Consider the following 14,912-nt stretch of genomic DNA (forward strand, 5'->3'; position numbering starts at 1 on the left):
TTTGACTTTCAAGATCAAGATCAAAAGATCGCAGCCTTCGGCAGCTCCTACACGGGAAGGGTGTTCGATCAGAGGCTGGTGCTGAATCGGCGGACGCCGTTTTCCACCGCCGGAATCTGCGCCGCCGTGCTGCCGGACGCCTGGAACAGCACCAGGTGATCCGCCGCTACGCGAATCCCGACCTGCGCGCCAACCAGATGATCGGCATGGCTGGGGAAGATCGATTCCAGCTGCGCCCCGGTCGGCAATTGCAGGCGGTACAGGGTGGCCGCGCCCAAAAACGTCTTTCCGACAATCTGCGCCTGCAATGCGCTGTCCGGCGCATAGACGATGTCATCCGGACGCAACAGCACATCCACCGCACCGCCGATCGGCCAGGTGTAAGCGCGATTGCCGCGCAGTTCACCCAGCTCGGTCTGCACAGATTCCGGGCTGATAAGCTGGCCGCGAATGAAGTAACCCTGACCGATGAAACTGGCGACATATGGCGTCGCCGGTTCGTGATAGAGGTTGTAGGGCGTGTCCCACTGTTCCAGCCGACCTTCCTTGAATACACCAACGTGATCGCTGACGGCGAAGGCCTCTTCCTGATCGTGGGTGACCAGAATCGCGCTGGTGCCACGGGCCTTGAGAATGTCCCTCACCTCATGGCTGAGCTTGCGGCGCAACTCGCCATCGAGGTTGGAGAACGGCTCGTCGAGCAGCAGCAGTTGCGGCTCCGGCGCCAGGGCGCGGGCGAGGGCGACCCGCTGTTGCTGGCCGCCGGACAACTCGTGGGGGAAGCGCTTGCCGAGGTTCTTCAGGTTGACCAGTTCCAGCAGTTCCTCGACCACGCGCGTCTTGTGTGGGTGCTTGCGAATGCCGAAGGCGATGTTGTCGGCCACGCTCAGGTGCGGGAACAGCGCGTAGTCTTGAAACACCATGCCGATCCGGCGTTTCTCCGGCGCCAGGGTGAAACCGGCGCTGGAGAGGGTTTCGCCACCGAGGGTGATTTCGCCTTCATGCACCGGTTCGAAACCGGCGATGGCGCGCAGGGTGGTGGTCTTGCCGCAACCGGACGAGCCGAGCAGGCAACCGATGTCGCCGGCGTTGAGGTGCAGATTGAGGTTCTGCACCACGCGTTGATCTTGATAGCCGCAAGCGAGGTTGCGCAGGTTCAGCAGTAATTCATGGCTCATGCGTGGTGATATGCCGGTTCGACGAGGAACTCGAGCAGGGCCTTCTGTGCGTGGAGACGGTTTTCTGCCTGATCCCAGGCGACGGAGCGCGGGTCATCGAGCAGGTCGAGACTGATTTCTTCGCCACGGTGCGCCGGCAGGCAGTGCATGAACAGCACGTCCTCGGCAGCGAGGTCGAGCAGGGCACGGTTGACCTGGAACGGCGCGAACAGCTTGAGGCGCTTGGCAGTTTCCTCTTCCTGACCCATCGAAGTCCAGACGTCGGTGCTGACCAGATGCGCGCCGCGTACGGCGTCTTGTGGATCACGCACGATGGTTACGCGATCACTAGCCCTGGCGACAAACTCAGGGTTCGGCTCGTAACCTTCCGGGCAGGCGACGCGCAGCTGGAAGTCGAACTGGATCGCCGCTTCTATATAGCTGTTGCACATGTTGTTGCCGTCACCGATCCAGGCCACGGTCTTGCCCTGGATCGAGCCACGGTGCTCAAGAAAGGTCTGCATGTCGGCGAGCAACTGGCACGGGTGCAGATCATCGGACAGGCCGTTGATCACCGGCACGCGCGAGTTAGCGGCGAATTCGGTCAGGGTGCTGTGGGCGAAGGTGCGGATCATCACCGCATCGAGCATGCTCGACATGACGATGGCGCAATCGCTGATCGGCTCGCCACGGCCCAGCTGGGTGTCACGCGGGGACAGGAAGATCGCCTGGCCGCCGAGCTGGATCATGCCGGCCTCGAAGGAGATCCTTGTACGTGTCGAGGATTTCTCGAAGATCATCCCCAGCACGCGGTTTTTCAGAGGCTCGAACAGTACGCCGCGGTTACGCAGGTCCTTGAGCTCAACGCCTCGACGGATCACGCTGACCAGCTCTTCGGGCGTGCAATCCATCAGGGAGAGAAAGTGCCTTGCGCTCATCATTGACTACCTTTTTGCTACAGACCGCAGATGCTCAAAGCCTTGTTTAACGGAACAACGGGCGAGACCTGCGGCGTAAGCCGCACGGGGCGACGAAAATGGGGGAAGGCGCGATATTGACACTAAATGTCGCGTTATGCCAATAGGGTACTTTTTCAGCGGGATTCGGAGCGCGAACCGAGCATTTCGATCACGCAATTTGACGCCGGATTCAGTACAGCGGTGAGCCTCTTTGTACACTGGCCCCGCCGCGCTTGGCAATGCGCCGCGACGGCAACGCAGCGGTCCTGGTCGGTTTGTGAACGCTGCGCCATGGATTCGCTTGGTCGGATGTTCAGACTGAAACATTTGCTAAAGCAAAGTGCTGGGTTATAAATAAGTTTCGAGCGACGCAGGAAGCCTCCGCATGGAATCGAAAGAAAAACTGTTAATGGAACTGCTGGGCCACACGGCTCGCTCTCTGACCCATCTCACCGCCTCGGTCACCTCGATGTCTTTCGAGTTGCTGCGCAGTGAAGACGAAGTGGTGAAATCCGCCGGTCGGCACATGATCGATCGCATGGCCACCATCAGCGCCGGGCTCGATGAGCATTGGCGCTTGATCGGCGAACTCACCGGCGTGCACGTCGCTCACGAGCAGATTGAAACCATCCAGGAAATCCAGCTGGCAGCACCGCCGCAGTTGCCGCCGAACTGATCGCGGCGATTTATCGGCTGTCCTGATAACCGTCGATTCACAAGACGAACGTCGCTGGCGCCGCCCCTGCGCACGGGCCATAGTTTTGTTCCCGCGGGCGTGATTGCCTGCCTCCGAACAAGACAGAGACTGGCCATGACCAAGACTCTTCATCACCGTGCGTGCCACCTGTGCGAAGCCATCTGCGGGCTGACCATCGAAACCACAGAAACCGATGGTCAGGTCGCAATCACCTCGATCAAGGGCGATGCCCTCGATACCTTCAGTCGTGGCCATATCTGCCCGAAAGCCGTGGCCCTGCAAGATATCCAGAATGATCCGGATCGCCTGCGCCAGCCGATGCGTCGGGTCGGCAGCGAATGGCTGCCGATCGAATGGGACGAGGCGTTCGCTCTGGTGGCCGAGAAACTGGCGGCGATTCAGGAACGTCATGGCCAGAACGCCGTTGCGGTCTATCAGGGCAATCCGAGCGTGCACAACTACGGCCTGATGACCCACAGCAACTACTTCCTCGGTTTGCTGAAAACACGCAATCGCTATTCGGCAACCTCGGTCGATCAATTGCCACATCACCTCAGCAGCTACCTGATGTACGGCCACGGCTTGCTGTTGCCGATTCCGGACATCGACCACACCGATTTCATGTTGATCCTCGGCGGCAATCCGTTGGCTTCGAACGGCAGCATCATGACTGTGCCGGATGTCGAGAAGCGTCTGAAGGCGATTCAGGCGCGCGGCGGCAAAGTGGTGGTGGTCGATCCGCGGCGCAGTGAAACCGCAGCGATAGCTGATCAGCATGTATTCGTCCGCCCGGGCGGCGATGCGGCATTGCTGTTCGGCATGCTCAATACGCTGTTCAGCGAAGGTCTGACCCGCGACAGCCATTTGCCGGTCGATGGCCTGGACGAGGTTCGCAGCGCGGTGGCGGCGTTCAGCGCCGAGGCCATGAGCCCGCTCTGCGCGGTGCCTGCCGAGCAGATCCGTCAACTGGCGCGCGACTTCGCTGCCGCGCCGAGTGCTGTCTGCTACGGCCGCATGGGCGTTTCGACCCAGGCCTTCGGTACCTTGTGTCATTGGCTGGTGCAACTGATCAACCTTGTGACCGGCAACCTCGACCGCGTTGGCGGTGCCTTGTGCACCGAGCCCGCGGTGGATCTGGTGGCGTCAACCTCGGGCGGGCATTTCAACAAGTGGCAGAGCCGGGTTTCCGGACGGCCGGAATACGGCGGCGAGTTGCCGGTGTCGGCGCTGGCCGAAGAAATGCTCACCGCAGGCGAAGGGCAGATCCGCGCGTTGATCACCGTGGCCGGCAACCCGGTGTTGTCGACGCCCAACGGCCGGCAATTGGAGCAGGCGCTGGACGGCCTCGACTTCATGCTCAGCATCGACCTGTACATCAACGAAACCACGCGCTACGCCGATCTGATCCTGCCGTCGACTTCGGCGCTGGAGAACGATCACTACGACACCACCTTCAATCTGTTCGCGGTGCGCAACGTCACTCGCTTCAATCGCGCGATTCTCGCCAAGCCTGAGGGCGCGCTGCATGACTGGGAGATCTTCGTCGGGCTGGCCAAGGCCTTCGCCGAGAAAACCGGCAAGGAGCTGAAACCGACGATGCCGCCGGCGAAGATGATCGACATGGGATTGCGCATGGGCCGCTACGGCGATGCGTCCGAGCACAAGCTGTCGCTGGCGACCCTGTTCGATCATCCGCACGGCATCGATCTGGGCGCACTGAAGCCGAATCTGGCGCCACGCCTGAAAACGCCGAATCAGCATATTCAGGCCGCACCGCCGGAGATCCTCGCCGACCTCGCACGCTTTGCCGCTTTGCGGGCGCCAGCTGCCGATGAGTTGTTGATGATCGGCCGCCGCCATGTGCGCAGCAACAATTCGTGGATGCACAACTTTCATCGGCTGGTGAAGGGCAAGCCGCGGCATCAATTGCTGATGCACCCGGATGATCTGGCCAGCCGTGGTCTGGCCGACGGGCAACGGGTTCGGGTGAGCTCACGGGTCGGGCAGATCGAGGTGGAAGTGCTCGCCAGTCTCGACATGATGAAAGGCGTGGTCAGCCTGCCCCATGGTTGGGGCCACGCGCGCCCGGGCGTGCAGATGGTGATCGCCAGCAGCCAGCCGGGGTCGAGCGCCAACGACCTGACCGACGAGTGTCAGCTCGACGAATTGTCGGGCAATGCGGCGCTGAACGGCGTACCGGTGACAGTGGCGGCGGCTTGAGCAGGTCTGTCGGGGAGACCGAGCATGGCGCTCGGGATTCCGTTACAATGCGCCACCGTGCCGACCTCTGAGTCGGAAAGTTCAGCCGAGGTGCTCCATGGATATCATCGAAACGATTAAAGAGCAGATTGCCAACAACACCATTCTGCTTTACATGAAAGGCTCGCCGAATGCCCCGCAGTGCGGCTTCTCCGCAAAGGCTGCGCAGGCTGTGATGGCCTGTGGTGAAAAGTTCGCTTACGTGGACATCCTGCAGAACCCGGAAATCCGCGCCAACCTGCCAAAGTACGCCAACTGGCCGACTTTCCCGCAACTGTGGGTCGGCGGTGAGCTGGTCGGCGGCAGCGACATCATGACCGAGATGGCTGCAGACGGTTCGCTGCAAAGCACCATCAAGGCGGCTGTCGAAGCGGCAGCGGCGAACAAGTCCGAAGCCTGACTCGCTTCTCTGTAGGAGCTGTCGAGTGAAACGAGGCTGCGATCTTTTGATCTTCGGCCAATAAAAAGCCCCGCACCTCCAAAGAGGGCGGGGCTTTTTAGTGTCTCGGATCCGGCGAATGTCAGATCATTCTTCGCCCATCTGCGATTGCAGATAGTTTTCCAGACCGATCTTGTCGATCAGGCCGAGCTGGGTTTCCAGCCAGTCGATGTGTTCTTCTTCCGACTCGAGGATGTCTTCGAGCAGTTCACGGCTGCCGAAGTCGCCAACGGTTTCGCAATGAGCAATGGCGGCTTTCAGATCGGCGTGGCCGGTCTTTTCGATGCGCAGGTCGCACTCAAGCATTTCGCGGGTGTGTTCGCCGATGTGCAGTTTGCCCAGGTCCTGCACGTTCGGCAGGCCTTCGAGAAACAGGATGCGCTTGATCAGCTTGTCCGCGTGTTTCATCTCGTCGATGGATTCTTTGTATTCGTGCTTGCCGAGCTTGTTCAGACCCCAATCTTCGTACATGCGCGCATGCAGGAAGTACTGATTGATCGCGACCAGCTCATTGGCAAGGATCTTGTTGAGATGCTGGATGACTGTAATGTCGCCTTTCATGATCGGAGTCCTGCCCTGTATTAACCGTATATAAGGCGGAGTTTGAGCTTGGTATTTATAAGTGTCAAACCTAAGTTATTGAATAATAAATGAAAATTAATCGGAATAAGAATGTTTGTGTTCCGCGTCTGGACGCTAAGCAATTGATTTTCGGGCATAAAAAAACCGGACATCAAGTCCGGTTCTTTGAAATGGGGCATTTACGCGGCAGTAAATTCTACCGGGTAGGGTATCGATGCCTGGGCGGTTTGCAGCTTGGTCAGGGTTTCGCGCACCACTTCCTTGGCAAGGCAGGCGCATTTGCCACACTGGCTGGCGACGCCGGTGGCCTGGCGAACTTCTTTGTAGCTGCAGCAACCTTCATAGATCGCTTCGCGGATCTGTCCGTCGGTGACGCCAGTGCAGAGGCAAACATACATAAGTAAGAACCGTCGCTGGTTGTGACTCAATTGCGATGGATCTTAATGTTAACGAGAATGATTGTCAAAGTGCTTTCGGAACGCTTCCCAGCCATTTTGCCTGCGCCTGACGAACGGTATTTTCCAGATGTTCGCTTGAGCCAATGAATACGCGGTGGATAACCGAACAGGGAAAATCCGTTACGGACAGGCCAAACACGCAGTGTATGATGGTCGTCCCTTGCGAAGAGGGTTCGTGTCACAGGGCTGTCGCCTGAGGGTGACAGGCTGGCCCGGACCCTGAACTTCAAGTTTTTACACCAGGAGATATCAATGAGCGTACTCGTAGGCAAACAAGCCCCAGACTTCACCGTCCCGGCCGTACTCGGCAATGGCGAGATCGTTGACAGCTTCACCCTGTCCTCGGCCATCAAAGGCAAATACGGCCTGGTGTTCTTCTACCCGCTGGACTTCACCTTCGTCTGCCCGTCCGAGCTGATCGCTCTGGACAACCGCATGGCTGACTTCAAGGCACGCAACGTGGAAGTGATCGCTGTGTCGATCGACTCGCACTTCACCCACAACGCCTGGCGCAACACTCCAGTGAACAATGGCGGCATCGGCCAGGTGAAATACACCATGGCTGCCGACATGAAGCACGACATCGCCAAGGCCTACGACGTTGAGTCCGAAGGCGGCGTGGCTTTCCGCGGCGCGTTCCTGATCGACGACAAAGGCGTGGTTCGTTCGCAGATCATCAACGACCTGCCGCTGGGCCGTAACATGGAAGAGCTGATCCGTCTGGTCGACGCTCTGCAATTCCACGAAGAGCACGGCGAAGTCTGCCCGGCCAACTGGAAGAAAGGCGACAAAGGCATGAACGCTTCGCCAGAAGGCGTTGCGGCTTACCTGACCGAGAACGCTGCTGCCCTGTAAGGCACAACGTCGAGGTACAAAAAAACCGGCCCATGCGGCCGGTTTTTTCATGCGCAGAATAGCGGAAAAGAGTCTTTGGCATCATTTGTCTCAAATGCCTGGAAAATAATGCTGGATGGCTGAACAGTGGTTGGATAGGGTTGTAGTCAAGCGATAACGGGCCACAAGGGCAATTGCCTTGGCCTGAATTGCGCCTCACCTCAGTAAGGACTGTGCAATGGATTGCATGATGCAGAAGGGGATTCAAATGCCGAGTAGCTTGGACGTTGCGGATTATTTCCTCTGCCTGGAAGGGCATGAAGGCGAGATCTCCAATCTCAAAATTCAAAAATTGGTTTATTACGCTCAAGGGTTCAGTCTGGCCGTCCATGGCGAGGCTCTCTTCCCTGAAAAGCTGGAGGCGTGGATGCACGGGCCGGTGGTTCCGGATCTATATCGAAGATTCAGCCAATTTGGATCGAGTGCCATTCCTCCTCCAAATGATTTCAACCCCGATGTTTTCAGTGCTAAACAACAAAGTCTGCTGAACGAAGTGTTCGACGTTTATGGCCAATTCTCGGCATGGAAACTACGCCAATTGACGCATGAAGAAGCTCCTTGGCGTAGAAACTTCAAGGAAGGGGAGTTCAGCCGAGAAATTCCCGCCTGCGACATGCAGGAGTATTTCCGGGAGCATTTGGTGAACTGAAATGGCCAGGTTCAAACGCAGGGAACGCGATGCGGCGGTTACACTAACGGCACGGACGTCCACCATCGAAATGGATTCATCGGAAGCGCGACCTCCGGTTTTCTCATTTGAGTATTTGCAGAATGGCTGGTGCATCCAGGATTGTGAGGCTGTCGAACGGTCGAAAATGCTTGAGCGCCTCAGGATCCTGGGAAAGATGCCGTGGAGAGAGCTGCGCAGGGAGCATAGGCACCGGTATGGATGTGAAACGATTGAGAGAAACAGCCTTAAAGTAGGGATACCTGCTTTTTTAACAGGTGATGTCAGATTGCTGGTGTTTCGGGCTTTCGAACGCGTAGCGATGGTGGGTTACAAGAACCATCGGGTTTTTCACGTCGTGTGGATTGATCGAGAATTTAAGCTCTATAAGCACTAAACCAAAAACCGGCCCATGCGGCCGGTTTTTTCATGCGCGGGATTTGCTCGCCGAGGATCAGTCGTCGAAGTCTTCCCAGCCGCCCATCTGCTTCCAGCGATTGACGATGCCGCAGAACAGCTCAGCGGTCTTTTCGGTGTCGTAACGCGCCGAGTGCGCTTCACGACCGTCGAAATCGATGCCGGCGGCCTGACAGGCTTTCGCCAGCACGGTCTGACCGTACGCCAGACCCGCCAGGGTCGCGGTGTCGAAGCTGGAGAACGGGTGGAACGGGTTGCGCTTCATGTCCAGGCGCGCAACTGCTGCGTTGAGAAAGCCCAGATCGAAGCTGCTGTTGTGCCCGACCAGAATCGCCCGTTTGCAGCCGTTGGCTTTCAGCGCCTTGCGGATGCCACGGAAGATGTCGGTCAGCGCGGTTTCTTCGCTGACGGCCATGCGCAGTGGGTGATCGAGCTTGATCCCGGTGAACTCCAGCGCTGCCGCTTCGACGTTGGCACCTTCGAACGGCTCGACACGGAAGAAGTAGGTGTGATCCGGGTAGACGAAACCCTTTTCATCCATGGCGATGGTGGTCGCGGCAATCTCCAGCAGGGCGTCGGTGGCCGCGTTGAAGCCACCGGTTTCTACGTCGACGACAACCGGCAGGTAGCCGCGAAAACGCGCTGCCATCGGATGACGGGAACCGCCGCCGCCACCTTGACCGTCCAGCTCATCGTCGAAATTGTCTTCACTCACGCGTGTTCCTCCAGCAGGCGCCAGCGCAGTTTTTCACCGGCGCGCAGCGGGATAACGGTCAGCTCGCCGAATGGCAGGCTGGTCGGGGCGGTCCATTCTTCGCGAACCAGGGTGATGCGATCGGTGTTGGCCGGCAAGCCGTAGAAGCGCGGGCCGTTGAGGCTGGCGAAGGCTTCGAGCTTGTCCAGCGCGTTACGCTGTTCGAACGCTTCGGCGTACATCTCGATGGCGGCGTAGGCGGTGTAGCAACCGGCGCAACCGCAGGCGGCTTCCTTGGCGTGCTGGGCGTGGGGCGCCGAGTCGGTGCCGAGGAAGAACTTGGCGCTGCCGCTGGTGGCGGCATCGAGCAAGGCTTCCTGATGGGTGTTGCGCTTGAGGATCGGCAGGCAATAGAAGTGCGGCCGAATTCCGCCCACCAGCATGTGATTGCGGTTGTACAGCAGGTGATGCGCGGTGATGGTCGCGCCGACGTTGGCCGAAGCCTCGTTGACGAACTGCACGGCGTCGCCGGTGGTGATGTGTTCGAACACCACTTTCAATGTCGGGAAGCGCTCGACCACGCGGCGCATGTGCTCATCGATGAAGATCTTTTCGCGATCGAACACATCGACGTCACCACGAGTGACTTCACCGTGGATCAACAGCGGCATGCCGACCTCGGCCATGGCTTCCAGCGCCGGGAAGATCTTGTCGATGCTGGTCACGCCGGAATCGGAGTTGGTGGTTGCGCCGGCCGGGTACAGCTTGGCGGCGTACACGAAACCGCTGGCCTTGGCCTGACGAATTTCTTCCGGTTGGGTGCGGTCGGTGAGGTACAGCACCATCAACGGCTCGAACTGACTGCCGGCCGGGCGGGCAGCGAGAATGCGCTGACGATAGCCGTCGGCTTCGGCGGCGTTGCGCACCGGCGGTACCAGGTTCGGCATGATGATCGCGCGCCCGAAGGTGCGGGCCACATCGGCAACGGTATTGGTCAACACGGCACCATCGCGAAGATGAATGTGCCAGTCGTCGGGACGCAGCAGGGTCAGGCGGTCGGACATGAAGGGATTCCAGGCGGGTCAAACTGAGGCGAATGCTACCGGAAAAGACTCTTGCAGGCACCCGCTATCAAGTTTTGCCACAAGCGTCCGATATCCCGAAGGTATGCCGTAAACATTGTGTGAATCGGTGTTTGTGTTTCACAAGCCAATGGAGCCTCCCGTGCGCCAGCGTTATCTAGCCCTGCTCAGTGTGTTTGCCAGCCTTCCCGCGATGGCGCTGACCTACCAGACCCGTCTGGAGAACATTGAGTGGACGGTCGCCGGCGACAAGTTCGAATGCCGCCTGACGCAACCGATCACCGATTTCGGCTCGGGCGAGTTCGTGCGCAAGGCCGGTGAGCAGGCGATCTTCCGTCTGAATGCCTACAACGCCATGCTCGGCGGCGGTTCGGCGACATTGCTCGCGGCCGCTGCGCCGTGGCAGCCAGGGCGCGGCGACATCAATCTGGGCTCGGTGCGTCTGGGCAGTGGCAATGTGTTGTTCAACAGTTCGCAATCGCAGGCCGGCGGTCTCATCAGCGGTCTGCTGGATGGCCGCAGTCCGGTTGTGCGCCGTGCGTCTGGCGACGGCCGGGTTTCCGAAGTTCGCCTATTGCCGGTCAAGTTCAGCAAGGCGTTCAACGACTATCAATCCTGTGTCGCGAAATTGCTGCCGCAGAATTTCGACCAGATCAAGCAGTCGCAGGTAGGTTTCCCGGGGGAGGGCGTTGATCTGGACCCGGCCGCCAAGGCCAAGCTGCAGGTGATGCTCGACTACATGAAGGCCGATCCGACGGTGAACCACATCGAGCTCGACGGCTATTCCGACAACAGCGGCAATCGCCTTACCAACCGCGAACTGTCGCGGCGCCGGGCGCTGGCGGTGGTCGATTTCTTCAAGGCCAATGGCATCCAGGAATCGCAGATCACCGTGCGCTTCCACGGCGAGCAATATCCGATCGTGCCGAACACCAGCAAGGCCAATCGTGCGAAGAATCGTCGGGTCAACGTGAAATTGTCGCGTGTGGCACCGACCACAGCCCCTGCGCCAGCACCGCAAGCGAGTACGCCAGCCACCGCCGCAACGACTTCCTGACTCGCCGGTCATCGTCGCGCTGTCGACAGATTCTGTCGCTTTGTCGTCTTAAGCTGTCGCGCCTCTGTAAATTATCGCGTTTGAGCGGTAGACTCCCCGGCTTTCCGTAGAACCCCGTGGAGTGATGGCATGGCGGACGTAAACAAGGTCGTTCTGGCGTATTCCGGCGGCCTGGACACTTCGGTGATCCTCAAGTGGCTGCAGGATACTTATAACTGTGAAGTGGTGACCTTCACCGCCGATCTCGGTCAAGGCGAAGAGGTCGAGCCGGCCCGCGCCAAGGCTCAGGCCATGGGCGTCAAAGAAATCTACATCGACGACCTGCGCGAAGAATTCGTGCGCGATTTCGTGTTCCCGATGTTCCGCGCCAACACCGTTTACGAAGGCGAGTACCTGCTCGGTACTTCCATCGCCCGTCCGCTGATCGCCAAGCGTTTGATCGAAATCGCCAACGAAACCGGCGCCGACGCCATTTCCCACGGTGCCACCGGCAAGGGCAACGACCAGGTACGTTTCGAGCTGGGCGCCTACGCGCTCAAGCCAGGCGTGAAAGTCATTGCGCCATGGCGCGAGTGGGACCTGTTGTCCCGCGAGAAGCTGATGGACTACGCCGAGAAGCACGCGATCCCGATCGAACGCCACGGCAAGAAAAAATCCCCGTACTCGATGGACGCCAACCTGCTGCACATCTCCTATGAAGGCGGCGTGCTGGAAGACACCTGGACCGAGCACGAAGAAGACATGTGGCGCTGGACCGTCTCCCCGGAGAAGGCTCCCGACACCCCGCAATATCTTGAGCTGACATACCGCAACGGCGACATCGTCGCGCTGGACGGCGTCGAAATGACTCCGGCCACGGTACTGGCGACGCTGAACAGGATCGGCGGCGAGCACGGCATCGGTCGTCTCGACATCGTCGAAAACCGTTACGTCGGCATGAAGTCCCGTGGCTGCTACGAAACCCCGGGCGGCACTATCATGCTGCGCGCTCACCGCGCCATCGAATCGATCACTCTGGACCGCGAAGTCGCTCACCTCAAAGACGAGCTGATGCCGAAGTACGCGAGTCTGATTTACACCGGTTACTGGTGGAGCCCTGAGCGTCTGATGCTGCAACAGATGATCGACGCCTCGCAGGTCAACGTGAACGGTGTGGTGCGCCTCAAACTGTATAAAGGCAACGTGATCGTCACCGGGCGCAAGTCCGACGATTCGCTGTTCGACGCCAACATCGCGACCTTCGAAGAGGATGGCGGTGCTTACAACCAGGCCGACGCGGCGGGCTTCATCAAGCTCAACGCGCTGCGCATGCGCATTGCTGCCAACAAGGGCCGCAAGTTGTTCTGAGTGGTTGCGCCCAGCGCGCAATAAAAAAGGCGGCCTGTTCATGGCCGCCTTTTTTTATTTTTTTTGTCTGGTTCATCAGGCTGGTCCCTCGTCTGCCCGCGTGCGGCACAGGACTTGTCTGTCAGCTTGCTCTTCCCAATAGTGTCACTGTTTGTGAGCACAGGTTGTAAACGATACACAGCGTCGCGCCTGAGCCCTTCTTCGCTTGCCTGATCTGTTGCAGTGCGGTGTGCGCCAGCGAATCCGAGACATGATTGGACAGAAAGACCAACACGCGCGCGTTCTTTTTGTCGGCTCTGCGCAGAGCGTCGAGAATGGCATCGAATTCCCTCGTCGCATCAATATCCCTCGCGTCAATTATGTTCAGTTCGCTGATCAAGGGTGACAACTTGATAGTCTGAACAAGCGGGCCGGGCTGGCTGCTCATATCGGCTGGTGGATCGGGTGCGTTGTGAATGCTGCATGGGCGTTGAAATCTGCCTCTGCCAGATTTGCCTGACACGACGCAACTGGTTATTTCAAAGGTGCTTGATTCACCTGTCTCGCGCAGCGGCAGGTTTCGTTTGTTGTCGCGCTCCTGATCTTCTGCTGCCTTTAAAAAGCTTTTGTCTTTTCCGAAGTCAGAGGGCGAGTAGAGTGAGCGGTGATTGAAGTTGAGGGTCATGAAGAAAAGAAATAACAAGTAAAAGGGGAAGCTGATCAGAAACCAGACGTAAATTTCCCGATCCTTATTATCTAGAAATGGCAGTGATACGGCAGCCGATGTTTCCGAAAGAATCGCGAATATAGCGATGACTGTCATTGGGTTGGTAATCTTTTTTTTTATCTTCAGCATAGTTTAGAGTTCTGGGTAGTTGTCTGGAAGGTTGTATTTCTATTTATAGCAAAAGTGCGGGTTTAAGTATGCGGCGGTTGTTTCAAGTTTTTAAGATATGTTGAAACGCATGTCGCTCTACACCGATTCTGGCTTAATGCATCATGTTTCCATTAACCAAATCCGCGACACAGCCACATCTTCATTGCTCAACGCGTGCTGGCTGCTATAGACCAGGACCAGAGGATCTGTAATTCCTGGGCGTAGGGCGGTTCACGGAACAACTGAAAATCCCGACAATGAGGGGGGAGCTGAAGTCGGGCATACAGGGGGTTAGCGCTGTATTTGTGGGAATTATCCTCAATGCCTGTAGGGAATGTCTCTTGATGCAAGTGTGTGTAAAACTCGCTGTGCCTTGGGACAAGTGACTGGGATATCGTGCGTGTTCTAAAAATTCGAACAGCGAAAACTGGACTTGCCCATGAATAAAGTGCTGATCGTGGATGACCACCCCGTCATTCGACTTGCGGTACGTATGCTGATGGAACGGCATGGCTACGAAGTCATTGCAGAAACGGACAATGGTGTGGATGCATTGCAGATTGCTCGCGAACAATTGCCGGATCTTGTCATTCTGGATATTGGTATACCGAAACTTGATGGGCTGGAAGTCATTGCACGCCTGACCTCTACCGCCATGCCAGTTAAAGTTCTTGTATTGACTTCCCAGGCTCCCGGGCATTTTTCAATGCGTTGCATGCAGTCGGGCGCAGCGGGTTATGTATGCAAGCAACAGGATTTGACCGAACTGCTGAGTGCAATCAAGGCAGTGCTGTCCGGATACAGCTATTTCCCCAATCAGGCGTTGCACACCGTGCGCACCAGTCTGGGCAATGCGAGTGAGGCGGACATGGTCGATCGTCTGTCCGGGCGGGAAATGATGGTGTTGCAGCAATTGGCGCGCGGCAAGACCAACAAGGAAATTGCTGACGGCATGTTTTTGAGCAACAAGACCGTAAGCACTTACAAGACACGCTTGTTGCTCAAGCTCAATGCGCGGTCGCTGGTTGATCTGATCGAACTGGCGCAGCGCAATGGTCTTGTGTGAACGATCCGACAGCTGACAAGGTCATGGGCCGATCAAGTTCAGTTGCCGCAGAAAATGAAAAGCCTCCGGTTCGGGAGGCCTTCAGCTATCACAGATCAAAATCGTAATCGGCCAATTGCCGTTGCAGTCGGCGCTCCTCAAGCAGGTTGTCAATTGTGCGACGCTTGCTGAGGTTGGTCTTGGCCACTTCCACCACCGGTTCTGCGTCATCGGCTTCAGCGGCAATAAATTCCTCTTCTACATCCAGTTGCTCTTTGTCGGTACTCATGAAGTCAACTCCC

At 57.9% G+C, this 14,912-nt stretch carries 16 protein-coding genes; 8 read left to right on the plus strand and 8 right to left on the minus strand.

Annotated elements, in window-relative coordinates; genetic code table 11:
- Positions 1-68 precede the first annotated feature (68 nt).
- Both AC0Z4S_RS13645 and argF read right to left on the minus strand, forming a co-directional pair.
- Positions 69-1,178 (minus strand): ABC transporter ATP-binding protein, encoded by a 1,110-nt coding sequence (locus AC0Z4S_RS13645; RefSeq protein WP_253495502.1) that lies wholly within the window; start codon positions 1,176-1,178, stop codon positions 69-71.
- On the minus strand, positions 1,175-2,095 hold the full coding sequence (gene argF, locus AC0Z4S_RS13650) for an ornithine carbamoyltransferase (protein WP_253495499.1): 921 nt from the start codon (positions 2,093-2,095) through the stop codon (positions 1,175-1,177). The genes AC0Z4S_RS13645 and argF overlap by 4 nt, the downstream gene beginning before the upstream one ends.
- A gap of 406 nt (positions 2,096-2,501) precedes the next feature.
- Here argF and AC0Z4S_RS13655 point away from each other — a divergent pair, with 406 nt between their 5' ends.
- From AC0Z4S_RS13655 to grxD, 3 genes are all read left to right on the plus strand, one after another.
- On the plus strand, positions 2,502-2,792 hold the full coding sequence (locus AC0Z4S_RS13655; protein WP_253495496.1) for a hypothetical protein: 291 nt from the start codon (positions 2,502-2,504) through the stop codon (positions 2,790-2,792).
- Positions 2,793-2,927: 135 nt separating this feature from the next.
- Positions 2,928-5,033, plus strand: coding sequence for a molybdopterin oxidoreductase family protein (locus AC0Z4S_RS13660; RefSeq protein ID WP_485623394.1), 2,106 nt, complete (start codon positions 2,928-2,930; stop codon positions 5,031-5,033).
- 97 nt (positions 5,034-5,130) lie between these two features.
- Positions 5,131-5,472: a Grx4 family monothiol glutaredoxin gene (gene grxD, locus AC0Z4S_RS13665; protein ID WP_016773402.1), complete on the plus strand. Its 342-nt coding sequence runs from the start codon at positions 5,131-5,133 to the stop codon at positions 5,470-5,472.
- A 126-nt stretch (positions 5,473-5,598) separates the two neighbouring features.
- Here the strand turns inward: grxD and bfr are convergent, their stop codons facing one another.
- Positions 5,599-6,072 (minus strand): bacterioferritin, encoded by a 474-nt coding sequence (bfr, locus tag AC0Z4S_RS13670; RefSeq protein WP_042607368.1) that lies wholly within the window; start codon positions 6,070-6,072, stop codon positions 5,599-5,601.
- A 200-nt stretch (positions 6,073-6,272) separates the two neighbouring features.
- A complete protein-coding gene (locus AC0Z4S_RS13675; RefSeq protein ID WP_485623395.1) occupies positions 6,273-6,491 on the minus strand; it encodes a bacterioferritin-associated ferredoxin in 219 nt (72 codons plus the stop codon).
- A gap of 312 nt (positions 6,492-6,803) precedes the next feature.
- Here AC0Z4S_RS13675 and AC0Z4S_RS13680 point away from each other — a divergent pair, with 312 nt between their 5' ends.
- Both AC0Z4S_RS13680 and AC0Z4S_RS13685 read left to right on the plus strand, forming a co-directional pair.
- A complete protein-coding gene (locus tag AC0Z4S_RS13680; RefSeq protein WP_003227723.1) occupies positions 6,804-7,406 on the plus strand; it encodes a peroxiredoxin in 603 nt (200 codons plus the stop codon).
- Between the two features lie 217 nt (positions 7,407-7,623).
- On the plus strand, positions 7,624-8,094 hold the full coding sequence (locus AC0Z4S_RS13685) for a Panacea domain-containing protein (protein ID WP_285406237.1): 471 nt from the start codon (positions 7,624-7,626) through the stop codon (positions 8,092-8,094).
- Between the two features lie 472 nt (positions 8,095-8,566).
- Here the strand turns inward: AC0Z4S_RS13685 and rnt are convergent, their stop codons facing one another.
- Positions 8,567-9,244, minus strand: coding sequence for a ribonuclease T (rnt, locus tag AC0Z4S_RS13690; protein ID WP_016773404.1), 678 nt, complete (start codon positions 9,242-9,244; stop codon positions 8,567-8,569).
- Positions 9,241-10,287: a dihydroorotase gene (pyrC, locus tag AC0Z4S_RS13695; RefSeq protein WP_016773405.1), complete on the minus strand. Its 1,047-nt coding sequence runs from the start codon at positions 10,285-10,287 to the stop codon at positions 9,241-9,243. Before pyrC ends, rnt begins: the two co-directional genes overlap by 4 nt.
- Before the next feature lie 160 nt (positions 10,288-10,447).
- Here pyrC and AC0Z4S_RS13700 point away from each other — a divergent pair, with 160 nt between their 5' ends.
- Together AC0Z4S_RS13700 and AC0Z4S_RS13705 are read left to right on the plus strand one after the other, a co-directional pair.
- A complete protein-coding gene (locus AC0Z4S_RS13700; protein WP_129997569.1) occupies positions 10,448-11,362 on the plus strand; it encodes a flagellar protein MotY in 915 nt (304 codons plus the stop codon).
- A 129-nt stretch (positions 11,363-11,491) separates the two neighbouring features.
- On the plus strand, positions 11,492-12,709 hold the full coding sequence (locus tag AC0Z4S_RS13705) for an argininosuccinate synthase (RefSeq protein WP_011335737.1): 1,218 nt from the start codon (positions 11,492-11,494) through the stop codon (positions 12,707-12,709).
- A 121-nt stretch (positions 12,710-12,830) separates the two neighbouring features.
- Here the strand turns inward: AC0Z4S_RS13705 and AC0Z4S_RS13710 are convergent, their stop codons facing one another.
- Entirely contained in the window at positions 12,831-13,544 is a 714-nt protein-coding gene (locus AC0Z4S_RS13710) for a hypothetical protein (protein ID WP_253505001.1), read from the minus strand.
- 460 nt (positions 13,545-14,004) lie between these two features.
- On the opposite strand from AC0Z4S_RS13710, the gene AC0Z4S_RS13715 reads away from it, so the two are divergent.
- On the plus strand, positions 14,005-14,631 hold the full coding sequence (locus tag AC0Z4S_RS13715) for a response regulator transcription factor (protein WP_130912025.1): 627 nt from the start codon (positions 14,005-14,007) through the stop codon (positions 14,629-14,631).
- Between the two features lie 88 nt (positions 14,632-14,719).
- On the opposite strand, the gene AC0Z4S_RS13720 is transcribed toward AC0Z4S_RS13715, so the two are convergent.
- Positions 14,720-14,899, minus strand: coding sequence for a PA3496 family putative envelope integrity protein (locus AC0Z4S_RS13720; protein WP_485623396.1), 180 nt, complete (start codon positions 14,897-14,899; stop codon positions 14,720-14,722).
- Positions 14,900-14,912 lie beyond the last annotated feature (13 nt).

The sequence above is a fragment of the Pseudomonas sp. 1L-B-1-E-C1 genome, assembly GCF_057291835.1.